We start from the raw sequence: 23455 nt of genomic DNA, 5'->3' as shown, positions 1-23455 counted from the left end.
GCCGGATTTTTCCCTTGGAGACAAGGGCTTTTTTCTCTGAACAAGGTGAATTAGCTCTTTTCTTCCTTGTTTATCAGGCTATTTCTGCTTAATTAAGTAGATATTTTTTAAAGTTTGTATTAAATAGCAACAAAGTATTAGAAAAAAGCCAATAAAAGAGACCCGGATTTCTCCGGGCCCCCTTCACTATCATGCTAAAAAATGAAACTCTGTGGTACTTCCGTGCTGTGATGCGATTACTTCAAGACGGGCATCGATTCTCTCTTTTAATTCAGGTACGTGTGAGATGAGTCCAACGAGACGCCCGCTGCTTTGAATATCCATTAAGGCTTCAATAGCATGATCAAGAGACTCGGGATCGAGAGTACCGAACCCTTCATCAATAAACATTGTCTCCAGGGAAACCCCACCAGCATATTGCTGAACAACATCAGCCAATCCTAATGCCAGCGATAATGCCGCTTTAAAGCTCTCACCGCCTGAAAGGGTCTTAACATGCCGTTCCTGTCCCGTGTATTGATCAAAGACGAGCAGCTCCAAGCCGCTTTGAACGTTACCTTTACTACGATCTTTTTTACGGATCAGCCTGTACCTTCCTGATGTCATCTTCAACAGCCTGTCGTTTGCTACCAACAGAATATCCTCCAAGAATGAAGCCAGCACATATCGCTCAAAGGTCAGACGGTGAGCATTTTGCCCTCTTGCCATTTCTGCAAGATGGCCAGCGATGCTGTACCTTTCTTCCAATTCCTTCATTTGCTTGTTAAGGCTGCGGACATATTCCAGGATGGACTGATTTTCAGATATTCTCATTTTCAAGGAATTATATTCTTCATTCAGTTTCTTCAAATCTTCATTTATTTCTTTGAAACTCATCTGCAATCTTTCAAGCTGCGGTTCTTCGATATCCTGACGCGTCTTTTCCAGCTCTTCCAGCCTGTCACGGACAGAGCGGACTTCCTCACCATAACTTGTGACCACATTGTTCATTGAATTGATCTCAGATTCAGTTCTCTTCGCGTCATGAAAAGATTTATAGTTTTCAAATCCCTGCTCTTCAAGGATTTGGAGGAATTTATTCCTTTCTTCCTCCATTTCTGCTCGAAGCCTGGTGGCCGATTTTTGTTTATCTTTTACCTGAGCTTCATTGACAGAAACTTTTTTTACCAATGTATTATATAAATCCTGCGCTTTTTCAAAGGAAGCTTTCAATGCAGACAGTTCATCCTGTGCCTTTTCTAAAGCGGCGTTGAATTTTTCCCTTGTGCGTATTTCTGCCGGGATGGCTGTCCACCTGCTTTCTAACGCACCCTTTTTTGCATGGAAGGCTTCAGATAAGGAAAGCTCTTCATTTTTAAGCTTTTCCTGCCTCTTCTCTTGCTCAACCAGTTCGGCTTTAGTTTCTTCTATCCTTTTGACAAGTGAGTCCAGCTCCTTCAATTGTATGCTGAATTCTTTTAACTGTTCATTTTTTTTCGTAAGGGTATTGTTTATTGTAGAGACTTCTAAGTCAAGTTCTTCCTCATTAAACCCCTCGCGATTTTGCTCGATCTCTTTTAGGGCTTCTTGTTTTTGATTAAGGACGGTCGCGTGTCTGGCCTCAACTTCATAAAAAGCCCTGCCTGCTTCATTTTCACGTTTTTCTTTTACCATCACCATTTCTTTTGCTGCCTTGATATCCTTTTCATCCGGCAGGTCGTCCTGAACATGAGCCAGATTGGGATGATGTTCTGACCCGCACACAGGACAAGGATTGTTTTCAACAAGCTGGGAGGCGAGTATTCCGGCCTGCGCTTTATTCCATTTGTCCTCAAGCCAGGTTAAGGTTGAGCGGGCATCCTTGACTTCTTGAGATGCAGATTGGTGCTGCCCCTTACGTTTCAACAGCTCACTTTCCAAACCTCTCGTCTCAATCTGTAACTTTTGCAGCTGCTCTAACAATTTTTCCTCACTTTGAACCTGTGCAATTTCTTTTTCTAATTGGTATGACTCAATACGTAAATTTTCTAATGCAGCTTTTTTTCTTTCTTGTTCCTCAAGAAGGAGTTTTTTTGTTTTTAACTCCTCGGATGTTCGGCTGATGGCGTTATTCAGTTGAGTCCTCTTTGTATCCAGGCTCCTGACTTCATCCTCCAGCTGGCCGAGTGAGTATACATCTTCTCTCAATCCCTCTAGTGTATTGACCTTCTTGGCTGCTTCATTTCTTACCTCTTCTTTTTTCTGTTCTTTCTCCCAGTCTTCACGGGCTTTACCCATCTTGACGGAGAGCTCCTGCTGTTCAGCCAGGAGTTTTTCTAATTCGTGCTCGACAGCCTTTAACTCGCGGCTTAACCTGTGGCAATATTCATCTTGTTGGACCAGTTTATCCGCTTGGTAAGCTTTTTTAATTTCTATTTTCAAACGCTCAATTTCTTCATGCTTACGTTCAAGAGATCGCTTTTCTTCGCGCAGCACTCTTCTTTTCTCAAATTGTTCTACTAGTTTTTGAGCTTGAATCAGCTGCGCTTGAAGCTGATCCCTCTCTTTCTGCTTATCTTCATAGTGTTGGTTCAATTGAGACAGCTTATCTTCCATCATACCGTTATGAAGCTCGAGCTTTTCCAAAATCATATGATCATTCAAAGGCTCTTGCAGAAGAAGGTCTCTCAGTTCCTCATTTTGTTCCGGATGTATGCCCAGAAGTCGCCTGGTTCTATCTTCGATGGCTTTTTCCACATCCCGTTTCAAAAGGTCGCTTTCTTCTTTTAATCTATCTTGAATAGTCTTATAGAATTCGGTATGAAACAATCTCTGCAGTATGCCTTCTTTATCCTTACTGTCTGAGGTCAACAGCTTTCTGAACTCCCCTTGTGGGATCATTAGGATCTGTCTGAATTGATTAGCATCGAGTTGAATGATTTCTTTAATCTTTTCATCCACATCACGGACATTTGCTGCCAGAAGCTGTTTATTTCCATTTTCATCCATGGCATAAAACTCTGCCTTCGCCGTGACCGTCGTGAACCCTTCTCCGCGCGCTTTTTTCTTTTCCTGTTGAGGAGAGCGGGTAATATGATACGTTTTTCCTCGTAGTGAAAAGGTCAGAGATACTTCCGTCAGATCCTCTTCGCTCGCAAATTGACTGCGAAGATCATTGCCGCTTCTGTCTTCACCGGATGCCTTCCCATAAATCGCAAAGGATATTCCATCAAAAATAGTTGTCTTGCCGGCACCTGTCTTACCAGATATGACAAACATAGTCCTATGTCCAAGAAGCTGAAAGTCAATAGTTTCGGCGCTAGGATAAGGTCCGAATGCCTGCATTGTTAACTTCAATGGCCTCATTTCTTTTCAGCCTCCTTCTTTGCCTTCTCAATAACGCTGATCATTATTTGCTTTTTCTCTTCAGTGAAATCCAATGTGGTCATCTCACTATAAAACTGTTGAAAAAGTTCCAGTTCTGATTTCTTCTCATCCCTTGTGGTTGAATAATCCTCTTTCACCCTTAAGTCATGCTGCTCAACTTTTCTTTCAAGATGAAGAACATTCGGATAAACTTGTCGTAGCTTATTGATAGGGTCAAAGAGAGCACCTTCATCCTTGAGAACCACCTTCAGGAAGTCATCTGTCTTCTGCTCTTGAAAGTGCTGGGGATCCAACAGTTCTTCCAAATACCCTTCAATTTCACGCATGTCCTGTTTGGGAGTGAGGATTTTTTCCTCCATTGTAATGTCTCCCTTCTCATCAATCTCCACGATTGAAACGGCCTTCCGCTGTTTAGCTTCCGAAAATGAATATTTTAAAAGAGACCCGGAATACTTAATCCGGTCGTGTTTGATCGCATCAGGACTGTGTAAGTGACCAAGAGCTGTATAGTGGAAAGGGGAGAACAATTCAGCACCGACGCACCCCGATCCCCCTACCGACAGGGTTCTCTCAGAATCAGATGTCTTGCCTCCCAGGACAAAGGCATGTCCAACAAACACATGCGGTTCGGAAGGATTCATGTTCTTTTCAATTTCACCGATGATAGCCTGCATAGCATCATGGTGGGAATGTATTGAATCATTCTGAAGGAGCTGCTTAACAATCCCTGGTTCTGCGTAAGGTATTAAATGAAAATTAACCCCATTTACTTGGACGGGGGAAAAATCACTGGTCAGCTTACCTTTTAAATAAAGTCGACTTTGGCGATACCAGGACGTACCGAATGACAACCTTTCTGCACTGTCATGATTACCCGAGATGGCGATAACTGGTGTCTTTAGCTCAACATTGATCTTATAAAGGATTTCATCCAATAATTCAACGGCTTCCGTAGGCGGTACGGACCGGTCATACAGATCCCCCGCAATAACGACTGCATCCGGTTTTTCTTCTTCTACTAATTTCACAAATTGATATAGCACTTCCCGCTGCTGTTCTGTCATATAAATACCATGCACCAGCTTACCCAAATGCCAGTCGGCTGTATGTATAAATTTCATCACAGTCACCTCTCGAACAAATATTCTATTCGTATTATATCAGAGATTTCTGCCCTATTGTTACAGTTCTTGGGAGATGGCATGAATTAACGGCGTTCGGCAAAGAAGCCAGACGGGAAAAGTCTATCCAAACAAGATACAAAGACAGTGAGAAGAACTGCAAATATATACGAGAAAAAGCGCTTAACCCGACCATGTTAGTCAAGTTAAGCGCTGACCTTCCTTATTGATTCTTCATTTCCTGCGGCAGCATCCTGATTGAAGTAATGACAGCTTCAAGCTTAGTTTCAATCCGATGAAGCAAGTACATGGTTACAACAATCGGAAAACCGACCTCCGAGATAAAGGGAATCAAACCATCCATTCTTTTCACCTCCTATAGAATTTATTGTTAACCCCTACTATTAAAAAGGTGCCCTTTGGCCAAAGCCGTCAGGGCACCTTTACTGCCATTACACTTCATATTCGGTAACATTGCGCTCGATAACCCGCGCTCCCTTCGCTGCAGCCAAAGGACCACTGTTGCTTTGGAAGACATTCGTTGCAATCAAGGTGTCCATCACCAATTTAACATTAGCTGGATCAATAGGTTCAATTGGCTCATCAATAGATAGTCTTGCCGCTTTCCCTATCTGGGTACTGAATTGTAATTCCAGTGTTTTCGCCATTTAATACACCTCCTTTCTACTGTATTTCACTCCTTCCTTAGGCGTTGATGTCAAAGCTGTCATTCTTCTCCAGCAGTATCAGCGGTCTCGCACTCAGGCCTGCCAGTGCATCTGCTGCTTGACGAATTTCATCCGGAGTCGAGGCAAAGTTGATATTGCTGTAAGTTTTGTTGGCATATTTCGGCTTACCCTCTGCATCCACTCCATCGTCAAACACCATTTTCAGCTTGATACTTTTCAAATCTGCAGTTGCCATTTGTATCACCTCCTTTCACTCTTTATATAGAGAGAAGAGGGTGAAAAGGACACCTAGGAATTCACTTTTTTTACTATTGAAAAGGACCTTTTAAGAATTTTCGAAAGAAGCTACGCTCATCTGGGGAATAAATGGCTAAGTTTGTTTGTTGCCAGCGATATATAATACGTTGGTTTGCTTCAAGATCGGATGTTTTGTGACTACTAGGCAGAGGGAGAATTCCACGAAGTCGCCTATTAATAACTAGTCAATTTTGTATGTGACTTTGGGGGAATGACAATAACGCATACAAATATCAGGCTTTTTGTGTGTGAGCTCGGGGGATTTGGAAAGTTACCTACCAATAACCGAGGGATTTGTATGTGACTTTGGGGAAATGACAACAACCTCATACAAATAACCCGCTCTTTTGTGTGTGAGGTCGACCGTTTTGGAAAGTCACATACCAATAACCGAGGGATTTGTATGTGAATTTGGGGAAATGACAACAACCTCATACAAATATCAGGCTCTTTTGTGTGTGAGCTCGAGGGATTTGGAAAGTCACATACCAATAACCGAGGGATTTGTATGTGACTTTAGGGAAATGACAACAACCTCATACAAATAACCCGCTCTTTTGTGTGTAAGGTCGACCGTTTTGGAAAGTCACATACCAATAACCCTTTGATTGGTATGTGACTTAAAGGAAAAGTCTGCAACCTCATTTAATATTCCATTAATTTAAGAGAGAGATTTACTAAAAAGCGCCTTACCAAAACAGTTGTTGATAGTTGAGATCCTAAGTAGTTTGTTTAAACGTCTTTACAGAAGTCCAATTTTTAATAACAAAAAAAGACTGCCTCCGTAACGGGGACAATCTTTTTTGTATATCTATTAACCGTTGATATCATTGCTTAAGCTTGACTTTACAAGCCCAGCTTCTTCAAGGAGGCTTCCGATTTGCTCTTCTGCTTCTGTGAACTTTTCATTTGCCGCGTCGAAGTTCACGTCTTCATTTTGTAGCTCAGCAGCTTTCATGTCATAAGAGTCAGCAAGAGTCGTTTTGAAGGTTTCTAATTCTTCTTCAAATTGAGAAAGATCTTCAGATACTTCAAAACCTTTTACTGCTTCACTTGCTGCAGCAGCAGACTCAGCAGCTGCTTGTTTCACTTCTGCACTCGGAGCTTCTTCTCCGCCCATAGCTGCTTCATAATCATTCAACTCATTATCGATACCATTTAAGGTGCTCGTCATATTCAGGTAGAAATCCATCATTGCACCTGAAGCATCCATAGTTTCTTCTTCAGTTGCCTCTGTATTCTCTGTGTTTTCTGCTGTGTTATCGTCAGCTGAATTGTTTTCTCCGTTGTTTGCACAACCTGCAACGGCTAACAAAAGAGCTAATGCTAGCCACCATAACTTCTTCATATTCTTCGTCCTTTCTGAATTCACCATGTTGAATTAGTTTATGACTATGTAACTACCTAAACCTTTAAGGCAGATTACCATATTCCAACCGATATGTATCTTATCATGTCGTCAAGAGAGAGGTAAAGGAATATTCCTCCATTTCGTTTAAGTTTAAATGTTGAAAATATTACCTATTTTCCAAATCTGTGGATTCAGAACCTTCTACTTGAAAAATCGGTGAATTTGATCCATAATAGAGCTTGTTCATTACATGGGGCTGATTGTGTTGCTGGTGCATGCCTCGGTCTTCAAAACCGCTTGGGACCACCGTGCGTGGTTCGCTGGGTTCGATTCCCAGGCAGTCCCGCCAAATAAGGAAATTTCAATGTTTACATACTCATACTTCAATACGGTTTTATGGGCTGTTATTGGCAAAACCGATTCAGTCCGATTATTGAAACCGAGTTGGACTTTTACTCTTGGTCTCCTATAAAAATTCTTAGGGGGCTATTTTTTATGCAAAAGAAGACTATTCGAAAGTACAAACGTGGACAAAGATCATCGGTTATAAGAAGAGTTACAGAAGGTCTTACACTATTTGAAATGTTTGATCGGTTTATGACAGTAAAAAAGACAGAAGGACTTTCTAGTAGGACTATCACCGACTACTATAACAATTTTAAGTATTTCAAGAATTATCAAGAAGAGGATCTTTCTGCCGGCGAAATTACAATAGATGTTTTTCGAGGTTTCATCGGTTACATGTTACATGAATTAGAACTTTCACCTGTGACCGCAAATGTCCGTATAAGAACCATGAGGGCTTTCATAAGATTCTGTTTTCATGAGGGTTACCTAGACACTCCAATACATGAAAGTTTTAAACCAGTAAAGACGCCCGAAGACACCCTAGAATCATTAACACCTCCAGAGATTAAAAAACTCCTTTCAGTGATTGATGATGAATTGTATACCGGTTTCAGAGATAAGATTATCATTTTAGTATTATTAGATACGATGGTTCGCATATCCGAATTGGTTGCACTTAAGCGATGCAATGTAGACTTAAAAGGAGGGTTTATTTCACTAGAAGCCGAGGAAACTAAAACCAGGAAATACCGATCTGTCCCGCTATCCACCAAAACAATAAAACTCCTTTCTGACTATATTAAAGAAACAGAAGATTTTGAGGGGGAACATCTTTTCCTTACCTATGACGGCCGGAAAATTAACCCGAGTACTATAAGAGTTATTCTAAGAGATTATGGAAAAGCAGCAGCCATTTCAGGAAAAAGGGTAAGCCCACATACATTTAGACATACAGGGGCTTTATTGTATATTATGAACGGTGGAGATCCCTTTTCTTTACAGAAAATATTAGGCCACAGTCATATGAACATGGTTCGTAAGTATATTCAAATGACAGATATGGATGTAAGAAGACAACATAATAGCTTTTCTCCCCTAAATAGTATCTTCTAAAAAGAAAAAGGGACCGCCACTCTGAGGCGGTCCCTTTTTATCTAATCTATATCTTAATACAATCATCAGAAATATAGTCATCTATTCCTTCCAAAGGAAAGCCGGGTCCTGTTATTTCCTCTTTTAGACGTTCTTTTTCGCTTAGTTGAATGTTAAGCGTTAATAAGTTTATTAATGGATCTCGTTTTGTAAAGTTATAGGCTTCTCTAACTGCTACGTCTAGCTTAAGGTGAAGGATATAAAGATTATTCTTGCCTGGTAACTCAAGACTTCGATATAGTTCTCTAAGTGTTATGTCATTTTCCTTCATAATCTTTATTCTAAATTCCCGTAAATTTTTTGCTGCTTCTGCAACTTTTTGAACAGCATTCTTATCCGGGTTTTGTGGCCAAGGAAATGTGTTAAATATTGTGGTTGCAGTATATCTAAAATCATCCTTTATCTTTGACCCTTTAGCCTTAAACCACGACCAATGATATATTGATTGTAATACTCCGTAGCTATAATCATCCTCAAAAGGAAAAACCATTATAGACGCGTTTGGCCTTATTTCACTATCAACAAATTCGAATATTGGCCTTTTTGAATGCTGAGAACAAACTACATATCTAGACAATTTAGATATACTATTAAGCATATCTCCCCTTGGATAAGAATGAAGCCACCATTTATCATAAAAGCCTGCATGGTGTCTGTTTACCCTTGCTTTAGGATTGGTATCTAAAACTTCCTTATTTCTCAAAACCTCTTCCTTAAAGTTGGCCTCTCTTGTAGGTAATACTGTTTCTTGCACTCTTTTAAAGGGTTCTTTATAGCTTTTTGATTCAATAATCGTTCTTGGATAAAAGTCAATAACATACCGCTGAGGTTTTCCCATCAGGTTACCAAAGAGATCGTTAGCTATTAAATACGGAAAGATTACATTTTTATTTCTATCATTTTTAGAGATAAGTAGATCTCGTTCCTCTTTAGACAATATAAACCCTGCGTGACCATGAGTTTGACCTTGGTAACATTTTGCTTTTAAATTTGAACTAAGTACACTAGCTTTAGTTACATCAAACTCTGCTGTTAAATAACTTGGAATAAAATCTAATTCAACACTTCCTTGGTTTTCCATAAAAAGTTTCTTCTTTCCATTTTCAGACCCCTTTAACCAATTGACTATTGAAACATGAACTACAGCATCTCCTGACCAAGGTTGACTTGATACTGCCTCAGTTATGGTCCCTCCATTTTGTATAACGTAATCCAAACCACCGATTCTAGAATAATTCTCTCTTATTGTATTTGTTCCTACTAAACCTATTCTTCCATTTTTCTTTGATACATCATGTGCTTTTCTGAACCAATAAACACAATAATCTGCGTGACCCGGCACTTGCGGCATAGTTTTTCTTAATTCACTTACATATTTAACTCCAAGTTCCTGTTGAATTTTGTTTTTAGATTGAAACGGAGGATTTCCTATTATTACATCTGCTTCTGGCCAATCGTTAAATAAAGCATCTTGACATAGGATGTTCTTGTCCAAGTTATCAAGTGGTAAAATGGTTTCGTCAATATGAAACTCATCGTATGCTAATTTTTTGGCAATCATTAGAGTGACCTTGGCTAGTTCAGTAGCAAATTTGTTTACGTCCATTCCATAGAATTGCTTCGCACTAATGAAAGAGATTTCGGAATATGCAATATTCTTATTTTTCTTTCTCAAAGACCTAATTTTTTCGTATATTGACTTTTCTAGCTTCTTCAACTGTATAAATGCAACATATAAAAAGTTTCCTGAACCACATGCAGGATCTAATACTTTATAGTTTCTCAATTCCTCTAATAATAAATATAACTCTTTTATAGTATTTGCTTTTGAGATCTTCTTCTCCCAAGGGTGAACAATAGATGGCCTCACGATCTTCATAATGTCTGCTTCACTCGTAAAGTGGGCACCAAAAGCATGTCTTTTTTCCTTCTCCATAGAGTCTTCAAATAATACACCAAAAATAGCAGGCTTTACCTTACTCCAATCATGTTTAGCCGCTTCATGCAAATATTCTAACTCCTCTTGGTTAAGCTGAATAGGAACGATCTTTGAAAACAATCCACCATTAAAGTAATCTACATTCTTATATTTTCCATGCGGCACGTTACCTGGTTGATTCATTCTCATGAATAGATCTCCAATTAAGTCGTAGGAACTTTGACCTTCCAGACATTCCTTTATTAGCCTAGTAAACATGTACCGTGGTAATAACTCTATATCTTCTGCAAACATTGATAATACACACTGCAGCGAGAAAACTTGGGCATCGTCTCTATCAATTCCTCTATTAATAAGAGATTTATACATTCCCGCTACATTATCAGCAGCACTCGCAGTTACTTCAATTAAATCGTTTTCGAAAACCGGTTCTTCCGCTTCATTACTAGGAAATAAGAACGCTAGCGGTCCCCACTTCTTTGGCAGATCTGTTACCAATACCTTATCTATTGGATCTTCTAATTGCCGATTTAAATCAAATATCCAAAATTCATCAAAATTACATAGAACTACATATTTAGGCCTATCGGGAACTAAGTTCATCCAATATTCTTCAGCCTGAGAATAATGTTTAGAAAGATCCGTCCCCCTTTTTTTCATTTCAATTAAAACTACTGGTTTCCATACTAGATCAGCAAAGCTTGTCCCTTTTTTCTTTCTAATTCTAAATTCAGCTTTTCCTCCAACCTCTAATACCCCATCGTGTCCAAATCCCTGAAACAATCTATCTAAATATATCTGGGCCTCTCCTTTTTCATCACCTTCACAATTTGTTTTAAACCAATCAACAAAGGTTTCTAATCTTTCTTTTTTGTTCATAATCCATTTCTCCTTTTGCTAACTAAAACTTAAATTATCCTAAGTGGATTGACAGAAGAGAAAATATAAAAACCAGCTTAGCTTTTGCTGGTTTCTACATATAACTTATGAAAAAATCATCTAAATAACCTTCGAATTACAGTGTGAAGTGCATTCAGGTCAAAACTTATCGTATTGTCAACTCTATGTAGTTCATGGTCATATTCAGAAAGAGAATGCAAGATATTGAATGCTTCTTCGTCACTCTCAATTGATTGAATAAGATCAACAAAAACTCTCATTACATGCCATCTATTATGACTAACTCCTAATTTAAGTATACATTTTAGTATATTGGATCTTACATCGTGATTATCTATGCTTGTAAAAACTGATTCTAGCTTATCAGCAATGGTATCTGTATAGCTAAACGGCCAAGATTGACTGTTTATTAGTTCTAGACTATCAATTGTTATTTTTGTAAACAGATCAGGATACTGTTGTTCTAGAAGCCTAAAAGCGTGTGCAGGTAATTGCATGATAGCATCGTTTAAGACTGCTTTATCCTGAATTCTACTAAGATGATCTGCTAATCTATTGATTAATGTGTCACTAGAAAATATTAAATCAACTTCATCAAGTAGAGTTATTTCATTAATAACTGCATTCAAGCTTCCTTCAACTTGCCCCTCAATTAGTAAGTCCATTGCAATGTTAAAATGCTGACGTAATTCTTTAACCGATGAAAACCTTTCCTCTTTATTTTCTTTCGTAGATTTTCTAATGAGAAATTGAACTGGTGCAGGTAGTGATGTTATGTCTAATGCGGGAGGTGTTGTTCCTGTAAATGCTTCATATAACATTTTACCAAAGGCATAGATATCAGTACGATTATCAACATATTTTAAACTTTGTTCTTGTTCAGGAGAACAATAAAATTTGGTACCACCATACATATTGGTCCTTGTAAGCCTATCCCTTTCATTCATTGGATTAACACATAGTCCTAAATCGCATAGAACAAGATCATCATCTGAATTTCCTATTACATTTCCAGGTTTTAAATCACGATGATAATATCCTTCCTCATGAAGGTATTCAAGCCCCTCCAAAACTTGGGTAAAGACTTCCCTTATTCTATTAAAGTCCTCTTTAATTGAGGGCATCATATCCAGTAAACTCGCTTGGTACCTTTCCATAACATAAAAATAAGGTTCAGAATTAAGGTTGAAATCAACGACCTTAACGATTCTAGGGTGATTTAACTTAGTTAAATATCTTACTTCTCGAATAAATCTCTCAATTGAATCTGAGTCAAGTTGGATTAATTCTTTTAGAACATAATTTCCGTTTTGTAGAACGTCATTTATGTATTTTTCTGCTACAAAGACAGCACCAAAACCCCCCGGGTTACCTATCCTCGGTCCTCTCCTCCAAGTGGACTCTTCAATACTCTCCATTTGATTCCCTCCACACCTTTTATTTGCTTACTATTATATTACACTTCATACGACAAATTCTACCAAATTATACCTAGCACTAAGTGGATATATTTTAAATGCCGGTATTAAACTTCTTAATTCAAAGAATATCTATAATCTATGTAATATCAAACTGAAGATACACTAGTATATCTATACCTTCACATTTACTAATAACTCTCTTCTTTACAAAAGCAACTGATATCGGTCCTTCCCACTCTTTTAGTTGGATGCTTTCTTTTTAGAAGTCTCAAATTCATCAACTACCTTAATAATTGATCTTTTATCGGTATAATTAGCTTCTTTTATCACTTAGTTGGTATACAAATCTATTAACTGCAGTTTATGTGAACTCCTCCTTCTAAGAGTTCATTTATAAGTATAAACCATTCTTATATATATTTGTTAAAAAATGTAATCAAAAACGTCGTGCAAATGGAATATGTGATCTCTGTGGAAGACCCGCCCCTTTTAAAGACAAAAAAAATAGACCTTACTTAGAAAGTCACCATATAGTATGGCTTAGTCGAGGCGGAGCCGATAACATTGAAAACACTGTAGCTGTTGATCCATCGTGTCATCGGAAGTTGCATATTTTGGATCTAGAAACAGATGTAAACAACTTATTCAGAAAAGTAAATAACTACTCAAAGATTTAAGAAGCCTTTATTTTTATTTTCTAAGACTGCTGGTCCCTCTTTTATAAAAAGGGCCAGCCGTTACTTCTTATGGAAGAACTTAACTAGTACAGTTACCTTTTATAAAAAATTTCACATATGTGTATATCATTTAGTATAAAAGAGTGTCTAAAACCACTATACCACCTAACTGTTTAACAATTGTAGGATCAATTTTTGACATGAACTCTCGATATTGTGCTGAGTTTCTTAGTAGAACAGTAATAAGTTCATAATGAAATGTTAAGTTTCCTAAGATCCTCCATTCACGTTCATGAGTCCAATCTGTAACTGGACCATTATGGTAAAGATCCTTCAAATCAAAATCTACTATTCTCCAATGTTGATCTTGGTGAACAAATTGCTTTGCAAGTTCAGACCTTTCATAAATGACTGGCCTTGCCCCCTTATCTGGGATAATTTGATAATTCTCTTGGGTGTAAAGTTGAGAAACTGTTGATTTATGAAGAGAAATTCCACATGCATCATAACGTAATCTTCCAATTTCGCCTGCTTCATACTCCTCTACATGGTTTATGGCATTTTCCGCTATAGAATATAGTGGAATATCCTGAAAGCAAACCACTTCATGTCCCCCTATTATAAAACCTCTTGAACTTGCAAGAAGTTGCCTTTCTGTTAATATCTTTATTAGTACATCAGTAGCATTTAAGTTGGGTTCTTGCCTTCTAGTTAAATGCGTTAGAAGACCTGTTAAATCGGTACGATTTTTATTAGTTTGATTCCATTGAAATGTTTGATATGCCATAGTATCATCCTCTATTTCATTTATCTCACTATCTCTTATAGGCTTATTTGTTATTGGTATTGAGAAAAATATTAAAAAAATTATTCTTACAGCTTTTGCGGCCCGCTGGCCCCCCTGCCCCCACGGTGGTGGGGTGGCCTGGCTGCTGCTACCTGGCCTCTGTGCTGCATTGCCTGGGGGCCTCTGCGTGTGCTGTGGTGGGGTGTTTGTGCTTGGCAGCCTTTCCTGTTCCCCGGCTGCCTTGGGGGTGCTGCTTTGGGGATTGGCCCCTATCTGGAACCTTCCTAATACAGATTCTTGTACAAGCTATGATTACTCTATGTCATACTGTAGGTATACACTTATAAGTTCACACTCTTGCTTCTTGACTATCTTCTTCCTTACAAAGGTGGCATAAATCGTTCTATTCCATTCTTTCAATGGCATTGCCTTTCTTTCATTAGACGATTCAAACTCGTCAACAACCTTGTTTAGTTTAACATGATTAGGAAAGTCGAATTCCTCGACAATTTGCTTTGTATATACATCAATTAGCTGTAACTTGTAAATACGATCACCTCCCTGCTTATAAGTTCATTATAATCTAAATGTAAAAAAATGTAATTATAATTTTCTTAAAAATGAAATAGAAAAGTGTTCGTGTCTGTTGGAGAGAGACAAAAGAAAATCATAAAGACGTGAGGGGATACTATGCCAAACTTATTCAACTCTAAACAACTTCAAAAAGAACTTTCTATTTCTCGCCATACTTTAAGTGAGATGGAGAAGGTTGGATTACCATATAGTAAAAACGGAAACTCTAAACAGTATGATAAAGATGAGGTAATCAGCTGGATTGAGAAACAAAGAAAAGACATTAGAAGTTTAACCATCGGAAGCACATATAAAAACGCGGATATCTCAGAAGCTTTTAAATGTTCCCCCCAAGGCGGCATGAAACGTTCTCACAAGACTAATACTCTAGTAATCCTTTCTGATCATACAAATGGAATCTATGAGGATAAATGGATCATTAACGATGAAGGTGAGGAAATTCTGCTTTATTCTGGTATGGGACAAGAGGGGGATCAGGATATTAATTATGCACAAAACAAAGTCCTGAATGAATCCCCAGATAACAGTATCCATGTTTATTTATTTGAAGCATATTCACCTGGTAATTATGTATTTAAAGGGCAAGTCGAGTTAGCAGCAGAACCATACCAATCTTTTCAAGGTGGAAGACAAGTCTGGATTTTCCCACTACGTTTATTGGAAAGCAAGTCGATTCCGCCTCTAGATCTAATCAATGAAAAAGAAAGCATTAAGCAAAAGGAAGCCGAGAAAATGAGTGATGAAGATCTCTTAAACCGTGCTAAGAATCCAGAACAAGTTGGACAAAGATATACAACCTCCAAAACTTTCGATAGAGATCCCTATGTATCTGAATATGTCAAACGACGTGCAAAAGGTAACTGTGATCTGTGCGGAAAGCCAGCACCTTTTAGAGATAAGAAGGGAAAGCCCTATCTAGAAAGCCATCATATTGTTTGGCTGGCTAGAGGCGGTGAAGATACTATTAAGAACACAGTCGCACTTGATCCCTCCTGTCACAAGAAGATGCACATTTTGGATCTTCAAAAGGATGTTGATCTACTTGTTCAGAGAGTCAAAGAATATGAAGCATGATGGAGAATAAACAGATATTCTCATATAGGCTTCTCTGCTACCCCCGGATCTCAAAAAAATTTTAAAAAAATTATTCTCGCAGCTTTTGCTGGCCCCAGGCCCCCCGGTCCCCCGTGGGTGGGGGGGGGGTGGTCCTGTGGTCCTGTCTATGGATCGGCGTGATGGCGGCTGCTTTGGCTTCGCCCAGGGTGCTGCTACTTCGCCTTGGCCGCGTGCTGGCTTGGCCTGGCTGTACTTCGGCTTCGCCTGGGCTTGCTTACCTTTGCTTGGCTGTTGCATGGTTGGCAATCTGTGTCTCATTGGGCTGCCCTGGCTGCCTCTATTCCCTCTGTCCTCTCTTCGGTTCTCTTCTTGCCTAAGATCAGAAAATGAGATAAAAAAAGGACCTTATGATCTTCGGTCCAATTGAATGTAACGTATTAATGTACAACTGAAGCTTTCCTCTTTGCACGTATTAACGTACTTTTAGAGATCCCTGTCAGATCTTCGACTTGTTTGTAAGAGTGATCCTTTAATAGATCTAAAGCATGTTCTAGCTGCTTCTTACTGAACTTATTTGGACGCCCCTCTCTAAAGTCTTCCCTCTGTCTCGCAATCGCTTTACCCTCCTGGGTTCGTTCTATGATCATATCGCGTTCAAACTCTGCGAATGCACTAATTACGCTAAATACAAGCCGCCCTGTTGGCGTATCCTCCACCAATCCCATATTTAAGATATGAACCTTGACATCCTTTTCAAATAGTTCCTTCACTGTCTGAATGGCGTCTACGGTGGATCTAGCGAACCGGTCCAGCTTAGTTATTACCAAGGTATCCCCTTCTTTTAATACGCCTAGTAACTCCCTGAACTGTGTTCTATCTGCTTTTGTTCCGGTGAACTTCTCTGAGTAGATCTGTTCACACCCTTCCCTCTCCAATGCCTGTAATTGTGATTCAAGATCCTGGTTAACAGTGCTAACCCTCGCATACCCGTATTTCATTATGTGGCTACCCCTCTTCACTCTCATTTGTGATACTAAGTTTTGACACCTCTTTATACCTTGATATTACTGGTAGATCTAAACAGTGTCAATTCTTTTAAGTTATGACACCAATCTTTTAAATCATAAAGCCTGCAACTTTCTATTTGTATGTCGTTACCTGACATTAGCTAATCAGACACCTATCGGTATGGTCTTGTTTTTGACCTTATCACTTATTTTTAACTGACAACTAACCCCTTCCTTATATAGCCGTTTACAGTTACCTTTTTGAAACTGTTAAATGAGGAAGAAGCCAGCCAGGCATAAGATTCATTTTGGGCATTCAATATATGCGTTCAATTTGAACATCTATTTCTGGGCAATTCTATTTATTTCTACCCTATTGTTCTACCTTTCCTTTATCAAAGTATTCCCTGTAAGGTATTATTCCCGTTTTGCTTTTCGTTATTGAATACGACAATTAATAACACTTTGTAACAGTACTTCTAACTTTTATTAAGGAAAAAAGTAGACACTTTTACCCGAAACAGTTTTCAATTGGGCCCCTAGTTGATTTCCTTTTAAATTATTTTTATTTATTTGTGTCTGTTTTTATCACGTACCCCGTTTTTAACATGAAAGGTCAAAAGAGTATCTGCACCTTTCACAATAGATAAGGGGGAATAAAAGGTGATACTACCAAAACGTACTACACTTCAGCGTGAACAAGAGGACAAAACCAACAGAATCAAAAATTATCGAAAAAAGGAGGCAATTCTAAACTTGGAAGAAGCGTGGCGGAATTATTCTTTAAAAAGACTACACGACGAAGAACAAGCAACTAACTCTCTTTTAAGTCACATTACCATTACTAGCATGGTCAAGAGGGTTGCAAACACTTTCTATAAATCACACAAAAATAATAGCCGCGTTTCATACGAGGATTTCTATTCTGTCTCATTTGAAAAAGCATGGAATATAATCAGTGATTACTCCTGGAGTAGCCATTACTTCCTTTATGAACATTTAAATCGCGGGTTGCACACTGCTTGTATTGATCTCTTACGTTCTGAAGGACTTACAAAGAGTCGGAGAAATAGAAATACTTCATTTCACAAAGCCAAAGGATTAAATACTCAGGACAGAATCGAATTTGAAAGACTTGAAATAAAAAACCCCGTACAATTTGAGGCCTTATTAAACGTCAGGATTATTCGAGAAATGGACGACCAAGAAGAAAAAGTTGCCCAGCTACTATTATTAGATACTGATATAACTTTAGAGGAAATTTGTTCAGAGTTAAATCTTAAATGGAGGCCCCAAGCTTCAAGAATTAAAGACAAAGTTTTAAAAAAGCTGTCTGATTTGTAATCCGGCTACGTTATTAAGATGAAGAACTAAAATATTATTTTTTGGAGGAAATAGAAATGAGATTTGAAATTGAAGAACAGGAAACAGTAATTACTTTTGATGCTTTTACAGGAAAATGGACTTTTTATTCCTGTGTCCCAGATCACATTAAAAAACTACTTAAGGACCCTTCTGCTTTCGAGGATTTGGAAGTTTTAAGTAAACACACAGATGTAACAACAAGTATACGGTTTGTTATTGATGGTTCTCAAATACAGAATTTTTTATTGAAAATCAACTCTTTATTGTCTGATTTGTAATCTAGCTACGTTATTAAGGTGAAGAACAAAAATATTATTATTTGGAGGAAATAGAAATGAGATTCGAAAATGAAAATGGTACTGCAAGGGACGAATTGGTAGAGTCTATAGATTTATATGATACAAAAATTGAGGAGGAATTAGTGATGAATCAAGTTGAAAATACAAAGAGAATGGAAGAAATGTTTTTGAAGAAAGTCAATGAAGCGGCCAATGAATTATTAACTGCACAACTTAACATGGTTAATATAAAAGCTGAAAACTGTGATGAAAATACAGAAATGGAATTAAATAGAAATGAAGAGAAGATGAGAAGATTATCATTCCTTACTTCTGAAACACAAGAAAAGATTTTTCACTTAGAAAACATCTGGTACTCTTATACTTTTAAAAAGATCCTTAGTCCACTGTACGCCTTTGATGTGTTTACAGAGGATAAATTATTTGACACCTTATTCACTGCTACTGTGAAAATATATACAGATTTATATGGAGAAACTTTCTGGTTGGAAAATGATGATTTTGGTAATGCATTATGGGTTGCAGCCTCTGAAGTAATAGATAGGTATAACCCAAATGATAGGCTGTACCTGTATGAACAACTCTTATTGAGTTTTGAAATCACCAGTTTGAAAGTAGTTAAAAAGGTTAGTAATAATTTTTGATTAACTAAATAAAAGATTATGTAGAACTATCGGGTAGTTAAGCGTGTTTATGTATAGAAAAGACTTTACAGTTTAAAGCCTTTTCTTCTTAGCCGATTTCTACCCTCTCCTTATAGATATCGGCTTTTTTAATCTGAGGAATGGAGGATAGTTATGAGACCCAGTAGTCAACTTATTAATCTATTGGATACAAACACTATAAAAGCACTACAAAACATTTACCAAGTACGTTTAAAACATCTTGCTGTCCGTTTGAATTGTAGCAAACAGAATGTGAAGTATCATTTAGACAATAACAGTTTTAAGGATTGGCAAAAAGAGATCATCTATGAACTTTTTATTGAACACGGTTTAGACCAAACTGAGTTAATATTAGTGAATTCAATAGTCAATAAAAAAGTAAACGCTATTGTACACTAGTCAAGATATTCACTAATTTTGAAAGGCGGAAAACATATGAGTGATCGGTTAGAACACATAAGAGAATATTTCAGTAAACAGGAAAAAGTAAAAGTAGAGGTTCGTGTTTTCATAGCAGAAACCAATAGAGGCAAAGTTCATCATTACTTTGAAGGCCGCCGATATGGTTATGAGTTTAAACGAGGGATCGCATGGGTTGATCGAAAGGATCTTCATAAGTTCCAAGAAAAACACTTTATAATTCATGAAGGAAAGGAAGTATAATATGACAGTCAAAGATAAAGCTGCTGCTTTTTTAACAGAATATAAAAATGAATTAAGTTTACTTCAGGAGAGGATTATAACAGCAGAAAAAAGGATTGAAGATATATCTTTAGAAATTAAGTACCTTGAAGAGAAAGAGATCCCTGAGGCAGTTCAGAAACGAGTTTTAAGCGGTAATAGAACTCAGGAAGCTAAAGTAAGAAAACAACTAGATAAGTTGAAATGTGAAAAAGAAGAATTGCATGAGGACCTTATTGTATTAAAGAGGGTGATACAAAACTTTCACCAACAAAAAGCGGCCGAAGTCGGCAAACTGAAAGGATTATTTCAAGAAGAATTAAGATTGATCAGCCAAGCAAGGTTTGATCGGTTGATGAAAGCTAGAAAAGCATATCAACAGGCATTAAAAACAGAAACAGATGTCTTACACATTTATCAAAAACTTGAAGCTGGACTTCAAAATATTGAAGTGGCTGGTGGTCGGAAGAGTTACGTGGAAACCACCTTCTCCCTCCATCCATTAAAAATGAGAGAATTAGCTATATCTTCTCAGGAAGTCACAAGAATTGCAAAGAGACTAGAGTAGCTGCACCATCAAATAAAGAATCCTTCCAGAGAGGAACAGAAACTAAGGTTCCCTACTAGAAGGATCATACATAGTGATATTTATTAAAAAAGTACAATGTTAATGGTCCAGATAGCTAAACCCAATATTATCTTGGCAGTTACATCGGCCCAAAACCTTCTGCTAACCAAAGTGCGTTTAAAACGCGTGAAAAATGGTTTCATGTTTTACCCTCCTACTTTATTCGGTGTAGAGGGGTAAGGGAAACAGCCTATTCTTATTTTAACTAAATTTAATGACAGCCTTTTTTGAATTACCACTTTTCACGACTTATTTTACCTATCTATTATTGTACACCCGCCCTGTTTTTTACGATCATATTTACGGGATTTAAATGTCTTATGTAGGGTTTAATATTTAACTGAAGTGGGATTATTATTGTTTAACTGAATTTTGTTTGATTAAGATGATTTTTAGTTAGGCCGAGGAAAACCCTTTGTCTTCCACACCGTAATTAAATTATAATATACGACCTCTCGGGAAGTCTACTAATAAGTTCCAAGTATGTAGGTTTGTAAGCTATCCCTGAAAAACAGAGAAAAGACTTGCATGAACTGAATATTTATCCGATAATAAAGACCGGAAGACTTAAGAGTAAAACCGAGTAGTAGAACTCAAAAAAACCGAGTGACTACAATGTTAAACGTTGAAATAACGGGAATAACTGGGGCTGATTGTGTTGCTGGTGCATGCCTCGGTCTTCAAAACCGCTTGGGAGGCGCGTGCCGTCTCCGCTGGGTTCGATTCCCAGGCAGTCCCGCCAAATGTAAAATTATAAATTCATAAAACGTATTATAGTCCTTGAGACATCAGCCTTAAGGACTTTTTGATTTACTATTCTTTCCCCTTCTTATACATCCGATACGCAGCATAGATCAGCATTAAACCAATCAAAATACCGCTCAGATCGACTAATAAACCCATTAACCAATCTCCTTTTCCACTATGTAAAAATCGCTGGAAATATTAAATAACTCGAAATTCCCCTTGAGCATTCCACCCAATTTTCGCATAATGAACATACTTTTGCCACATTTTCACGGAAAATGGAAATTTATAAAGGGAGTTTTAGCAAAATAAAAAACCGGTTAAAGAACCGGTTTTTTTATCCAAGCTGGCCTGGTATTTTGCTATCATTGTTATTAGTAGCAGATGTACCGCTATTGTTAGTTACAGAACCACTGTTTGTGTTGCTTTGGGAAAGAGTCGAGTTTTCATCCATCACTTCTTCGCCGGCTTCCTTCACCTTGCCGCCGATTTCTTTCAAATCAGATGTAGCTTCTTTTGCGGTTGAAAGGATATCTGTTGATTCGTCCTTTACCTGGTTTACCTGTTCAACGATGTCTCCATTTACTTTTTCATATAGCTCTTGAGCATCATTAATGGCTTCTTTAAGAACAGATGAAGCAGATTTGATACGGTCCTGAAGGTCATTCTTTACACCGGATGGATCATTTTTAACTTGTCCAACCATACCCATTGTAGAATCCTTCATAGTCCTTGTGTTGGTAGCCACTTTTTGTCTTGTTGTAGAGTCCAGCATTGCCAGAGCCCCTCCAACTACTGCTCCAAGCACCATTCCTTTTACAAGTTTTCCGTTCTTTTCTTCTTCATTAGTTGAAACATTAGTATTATTATACGAAACTGTTTGTGTCATAGATAAACATCCTCCTAAACTAGTTTTAATTATCAGCTTATTTTTTTCTTTCCCGATTTTCATTAAATTAAACTTACCATCCTTCTCAGTAACGAACTGCAATTTTTTCCACACAAAAAGCTGTAAATCTCTTTACAGCTTTTGATTTGCATATAAACCTTCTAAACTGACTCCTTGGCAGCCTGCTTCCCTCTTTTAGATTTCTTCGGCAGGGCTGCCGGCAATGAAATATCGAAGGTTGTACCTTTGCCTTTCTCACTTTGTACATGGATGGACCCGTGGTGATCCTTCAAAATCCTCATACACACCATGAAGCCAAGGCCTGTGCCCTTCTCCTTGGTAGTATAGAAGGGCTCTCCAAGTTTATTCAGGGTCTTCTCATCCATCCCTTCCCCTTCATCCTGGAATGTCAGCAATACTTGTCCATTGAGTTGACTGGCTGATATGTATATGTTCCCTCCATTGGGCTGTGCTTCAATCGCATTCTTAATTAAGTTGATAAACACCTGTTTAATCTGATTTTCGTCACATCGGATATATAGTTCATTTTTGGTAAACTGAGGATGGATGGAAACATCAAATAATGTGGCATTGGTTTGCAATAAAGCCGTTACTTGCTGAAGAATGTGTACGACATTCTTTTCCCTAAAGTGGACAGCCTGCGGCTTCGCAAGCATCAATAATTCGCTTAAGACCAGCTCAATCCTCTTTATTTCGGTAAAAATGATATCTAAGTAGTATTGGTTGGTATTTGAATCTGATTTCATTAATTGAAGAAAACCATTTATTGCCGTCAGTGGGTTTCTCACCTCATGGGCTATACCTGCTGCCAGCTGCCCGGCAATCGAAAGTTTTTGAGACTGCACAGCAAGATTTTCATTCATTTCAATCAATTCTTCTTCGGCATAGACTCGGTGGGTGATATCCGATATGGTGCCAATGGTCCCCAGAAATTTTCCGTTATCATCAAAGTTGAATTTCAAGTGAAGTTCAGCCCAAAAGTTTCCTCCATCTTTCATTCTATATAGGATTTCTACTTTTGTCTGTTCTGTCCTGTCTTTAATACAGGAGCGGATAATGGGCTGTATCTCATGACGCTGCTGAAGAGGCAGGAAATGAAGTGCATTCGCATTCAAACTTTCTGAAACCGTATATCCTGAAAAAGTTTCCCACGCCGGATTCAGGAACTGAAAATGACCATTAGAGTCCGTGCGAAAAACAACTTCATCAATTCTTTCCAGAATAAGGCTCATTTCATCTGAAAGAGTCCGGTATTTTTCTTCGCTTTCCTTTAATTTCTTCAGATCTCTTTGATGTTGATCATAATAACCTCCGAGATACACAGCCGCCCCTAAAATCAGTATGGTGTATATAATATCAACGGCCAAATTAATATCATTTCCTAATACACTATAGAAGATATAATCCCAAACTAATACAAATAATGAAACTACGATGAATGCCGTCAGACGACCCCGATATCGACTCATTTCGTCA

The 23455-nt window shown here is 38.0% G+C and carries 20 protein-coding genes and 2 tRNA genes; 10 read left to right on the top strand and 12 right to left on the bottom strand.

Features of this window, described 5'->3' with window-relative positions; genetic code table 11:
- Positions 1 to 189 precede the first annotated feature (189 nt).
- The 6 genes from V1502_RS08210 to V1502_RS08185 form a co-directional block, all read right to left on the bottom strand.
- Positions 190 to 3324, bottom strand: a complete 3135-nt coding sequence (locus V1502_RS08210; protein WP_409253867.1) for an AAA family ATPase — start codon at positions 3322 to 3324, stop codon at positions 190 to 192.
- Positions 3321 to 4466 (bottom strand): exonuclease SbcCD subunit D, encoded by a 1146-nt coding sequence (locus tag V1502_RS08205; RefSeq protein WP_409253866.1) that lies wholly within the window; start codon positions 4464 to 4466, stop codon positions 3321 to 3323. Before V1502_RS08205 ends, V1502_RS08210 begins: the two co-directional genes overlap by 4 nt.
- 223 nt (positions 4467 to 4689) lie before the next feature.
- On the bottom strand, positions 4690 to 4830 hold the full coding sequence (locus V1502_RS08200) for a YvrJ family protein (RefSeq protein ID WP_409253865.1): 141 nt from the start codon (positions 4828 to 4830) through the stop codon (positions 4690 to 4692).
- An 88-nt stretch (positions 4831 to 4918) separates the two neighbouring features.
- Entirely contained in the window at positions 4919 to 5134 is a 216-nt protein-coding gene (locus V1502_RS08195) for a DUF2922 domain-containing protein (protein ID WP_409253864.1), read from the bottom strand.
- A 37-nt stretch (positions 5135 to 5171) separates the two neighbouring features.
- Positions 5172 to 5390, bottom strand: a complete 219-nt coding sequence (locus tag V1502_RS08190; protein WP_409253863.1) for a DUF1659 domain-containing protein — start codon at positions 5388 to 5390, stop codon at positions 5172 to 5174.
- An 876-nt stretch (positions 5391 to 6266) separates the two neighbouring features.
- The gene (locus V1502_RS08185; protein WP_409253862.1) at positions 6267 to 6800 is read right to left on the bottom strand and encodes a hypothetical protein; all 534 of its coding nucleotides are present in this window, start codon (positions 6798 to 6800) and stop codon (positions 6267 to 6269) included.
- A gap of 255 nt (positions 6801 to 7055) precedes the next feature.
- Between V1502_RS08185 and V1502_RS08180 the strand changes: the two genes are divergently transcribed.
- Positions 7056 to 7152: transfer RNA gene (locus tag V1502_RS08180), tRNA-Sec, on the top strand.
- Between the two features lie 146 nt (positions 7153 to 7298).
- Positions 7299 to 8264 carry a tyrosine-type recombinase/integrase gene (locus V1502_RS08175; RefSeq protein WP_409253861.1) on the top strand — a complete coding sequence of 322 codons (966 nt, stop codon included), beginning with the start codon at positions 7299 to 7301 and terminating at the stop codon, positions 8262 to 8264.
- A 46-nt stretch (positions 8265 to 8310) separates the two neighbouring features.
- On the opposite strand, the gene V1502_RS08170 is transcribed toward V1502_RS08175, so the two are convergent.
- Both V1502_RS08170 and V1502_RS08165 read right to left on the bottom strand, forming a co-directional pair.
- Positions 8311 to 11121 (bottom strand): DNA methyltransferase, encoded by a 2811-nt coding sequence (locus V1502_RS08170; protein ID WP_409253860.1) that lies wholly within the window; start codon positions 11119 to 11121, stop codon positions 8311 to 8313.
- A gap of 116 nt (positions 11122 to 11237) precedes the next feature.
- A complete protein-coding gene (locus tag V1502_RS08165) occupies positions 11238 to 12560 on the bottom strand; it encodes a serine/threonine-protein kinase (RefSeq protein WP_409253859.1) in 1323 nt (440 codons plus the stop codon).
- A gap of 392 nt (positions 12561 to 12952) precedes the next feature.
- Between V1502_RS08165 and V1502_RS08160 the strand changes: the two genes are divergently transcribed.
- On the top strand, positions 12953 to 13240 hold the full coding sequence (locus V1502_RS08160) for an HNH endonuclease (protein ID WP_409254307.1): 288 nt from the start codon (positions 12953 to 12955) through the stop codon (positions 13238 to 13240).
- Between the two features lie 130 nt (positions 13241 to 13370).
- Here V1502_RS08160 and V1502_RS08155 read toward each other — a convergent pair whose 3' ends face one another.
- Positions 13371 to 14027 (bottom strand): hypothetical protein, encoded by a 657-nt coding sequence (locus tag V1502_RS08155; RefSeq protein WP_409253858.1) that lies wholly within the window; start codon positions 14025 to 14027, stop codon positions 13371 to 13373.
- Between the two features lie 690 nt (positions 14028 to 14717).
- Between V1502_RS08155 and V1502_RS08150 the strand changes: the two genes are divergently transcribed.
- Positions 14718 to 15695: an HNH endonuclease gene (locus V1502_RS08150; RefSeq protein WP_409253857.1), complete on the top strand. Its 978-nt coding sequence runs from the start codon at positions 14718 to 14720 to the stop codon at positions 15693 to 15695.
- Positions 15696 to 16114: 419 nt separating this feature from the next.
- Here the strand turns inward: V1502_RS08150 and V1502_RS08145 are convergent, their stop codons facing one another.
- Positions 16115 to 16675 (bottom strand): recombinase family protein, encoded by a 561-nt coding sequence (locus tag V1502_RS08145; protein WP_409253856.1) that lies wholly within the window; start codon positions 16673 to 16675, stop codon positions 16115 to 16117.
- Between the two features lie 672 nt (positions 16676 to 17347).
- Between V1502_RS08145 and V1502_RS08140 the strand changes: the two genes are divergently transcribed.
- The 6 genes from V1502_RS08140 (at position 17348) to V1502_RS08115 (ending at position 21064) form a co-directional block, all read left to right on the top strand.
- Positions 17348 to 18028, top strand: a complete 681-nt coding sequence (locus V1502_RS08140) for a hypothetical protein (RefSeq protein WP_409253855.1) — start codon at positions 17348 to 17350, stop codon at positions 18026 to 18028.
- A gap of 56 nt (positions 18029 to 18084) precedes the next feature.
- Positions 18085 to 18327 (top strand): hypothetical protein, encoded by a 243-nt coding sequence (locus V1502_RS08135; RefSeq protein WP_409253854.1) that lies wholly within the window; start codon positions 18085 to 18087, stop codon positions 18325 to 18327.
- 56 nt (positions 18328 to 18383) lie between these two features.
- Positions 18384 to 18992, top strand: coding sequence for a hypothetical protein (locus V1502_RS08130; protein ID WP_409253853.1), 609 nt, complete (start codon positions 18384 to 18386; stop codon positions 18990 to 18992).
- A 456-nt stretch (positions 18993 to 19448) separates the two neighbouring features.
- The gene (locus V1502_RS08125; protein WP_409253852.1) at positions 19449 to 19676 is read left to right on the top strand and encodes a hypothetical protein; all 228 of its coding nucleotides are present in this window, start codon (positions 19449 to 19451) and stop codon (positions 19674 to 19676) included.
- A 1-nt stretch (position 19677) separates the two neighbouring features.
- The gene (locus V1502_RS08120) at positions 19678 to 20262 is read left to right on the top strand and encodes a hypothetical protein (protein WP_409253851.1); all 585 of its coding nucleotides are present in this window, start codon (positions 19678 to 19680) and stop codon (positions 20260 to 20262) included.
- A 705-nt stretch (positions 20263 to 20967) separates the two neighbouring features.
- Positions 20968 to 21064: transfer RNA gene (locus V1502_RS08115), tRNA-Sec, on the top strand.
- A gap of 342 nt (positions 21065 to 21406) precedes the next feature.
- On the opposite strand, the gene V1502_RS08110 is transcribed toward V1502_RS08115, so the two are convergent.
- Together V1502_RS08110 and V1502_RS08105 are read right to left on the bottom strand one after the other, a co-directional pair.
- Positions 21407 to 21958, bottom strand: coding sequence for a YtxH domain-containing protein (locus V1502_RS08110; protein ID WP_409253850.1), 552 nt, complete (start codon positions 21956 to 21958; stop codon positions 21407 to 21409).
- A gap of 161 nt (positions 21959 to 22119) precedes the next feature.
- A complete protein-coding gene (locus V1502_RS08105) occupies positions 22120 to 23448 on the bottom strand; it encodes an ATP-binding protein (protein WP_409253849.1) in 1329 nt (442 codons plus the stop codon).
- Between the last annotated feature and the right edge of the window lie 7 nt (positions 23449 to 23455).

It is taken from the genome of Rossellomorea sedimentorum (genome assembly GCF_046237645.1).
GTDB lineage: Bacteria > Bacillota > Bacilli > Bacillales > Bacillaceae_B > Rossellomorea > Rossellomorea sedimentorum.
The sequence above is the reverse complement of the archived record's forward strand: the minus strand, read 5'-3'. Positions and strand labels throughout refer to the sequence as shown.

Bases quoted from the DNA above. Each gene is read 5' to 3' on its own strand.
- V1502_RS08125 (WP_409253852.1), top strand. From the start codon at position 19,449: ATGAGTGATCGGTTAGAACACATAAGAGAATATTTCAGTAAACAGGAA.
- V1502_RS08135 (WP_409253854.1), top strand. From the start codon at position 18,085: ATGAGATTTGAAATTGAAGAACAGGAAACAGTAATTACTTTTGATGCT.
- V1502_RS08145 (WP_409253856.1), bottom strand. From the start codon at position 16,675: ATGAAATACGGGTATGCGAGGGTTAGCACTGTTAACCAGGATCTTGAA.
- V1502_RS08155 (WP_409253858.1), bottom strand. From the start codon at position 14,027: ATGGCATATCAAACATTTCAATGGAATCAAACTAATAAAAATCGTACC.
- V1502_RS08205 (WP_409253866.1), bottom strand. From the start codon at position 4,466: ATGAAATTTATACATACAGCCGACTGGCATTTGGGTAAGCTGGTGCAT.
- V1502_RS08120 (WP_409253851.1), top strand. From the start codon at position 19,678: ATGACAGTCAAAGATAAAGCTGCTGCTTTTTTAACAGAATATAAAAAT.
- V1502_RS08210 (WP_409253867.1), bottom strand. From the start codon at position 3,324: ATGAGGCCATTGAAGTTAACAATGCAGGCATTCGGACCTTATCCTAGC.
- V1502_RS08110 (WP_409253850.1), bottom strand. From the start codon at position 21,958: ATGACACAAACAGTTTCGTATAATAATACTAATGTTTCAACTAATGAA.
- V1502_RS08190 (WP_409253863.1), bottom strand. From the start codon at position 5,390: ATGGCAACTGCAGATTTGAAAAGTATCAAGCTGAAAATGGTGTTTGAC.
- V1502_RS08200 (WP_409253865.1), bottom strand. From the start codon at position 4,830: ATGGATGGTTTGATTCCCTTTATCTCGGAGGTCGGTTTTCCGATTGTT.
- V1502_RS08170 (WP_409253860.1), bottom strand. From the start codon at position 11,121: ATGAACAAAAAAGAAAGATTAGAAACCTTTGTTGATTGGTTTAAAACA.
- V1502_RS08130 (WP_409253853.1), top strand. From the start codon at position 18,384: ATGAGATTCGAAAATGAAAATGGTACTGCAAGGGACGAATTGGTAGAG.
- V1502_RS08165 (WP_409253859.1), bottom strand. From the start codon at position 12,560: ATGGAGAGTATTGAAGAGTCCACTTGGAGGAGAGGACCGAGGATAGGT.
- V1502_RS08185 (WP_409253862.1), bottom strand. From the start codon at position 6,800: ATGAAGAAGTTATGGTGGCTAGCATTAGCTCTTTTGTTAGCCGTTGCA.
- V1502_RS08105 (WP_409253849.1), bottom strand. From the start codon at position 23,448: ATGAGTCGATATCGGGGTCGTCTGACGGCATTCATCGTAGTTTCATTA.
- V1502_RS08150 (WP_409253857.1), top strand. From the start codon at position 14,718: ATGCCAAACTTATTCAACTCTAAACAACTTCAAAAAGAACTTTCTATT.
- V1502_RS08175 (WP_409253861.1), top strand. From the start codon at position 7,299: ATGCAAAAGAAGACTATTCGAAAGTACAAACGTGGACAAAGATCATCG.
- V1502_RS08195 (WP_409253864.1), bottom strand. From the start codon at position 5,134: ATGGCGAAAACACTGGAATTACAATTCAGTACCCAGATAGGGAAAGCG.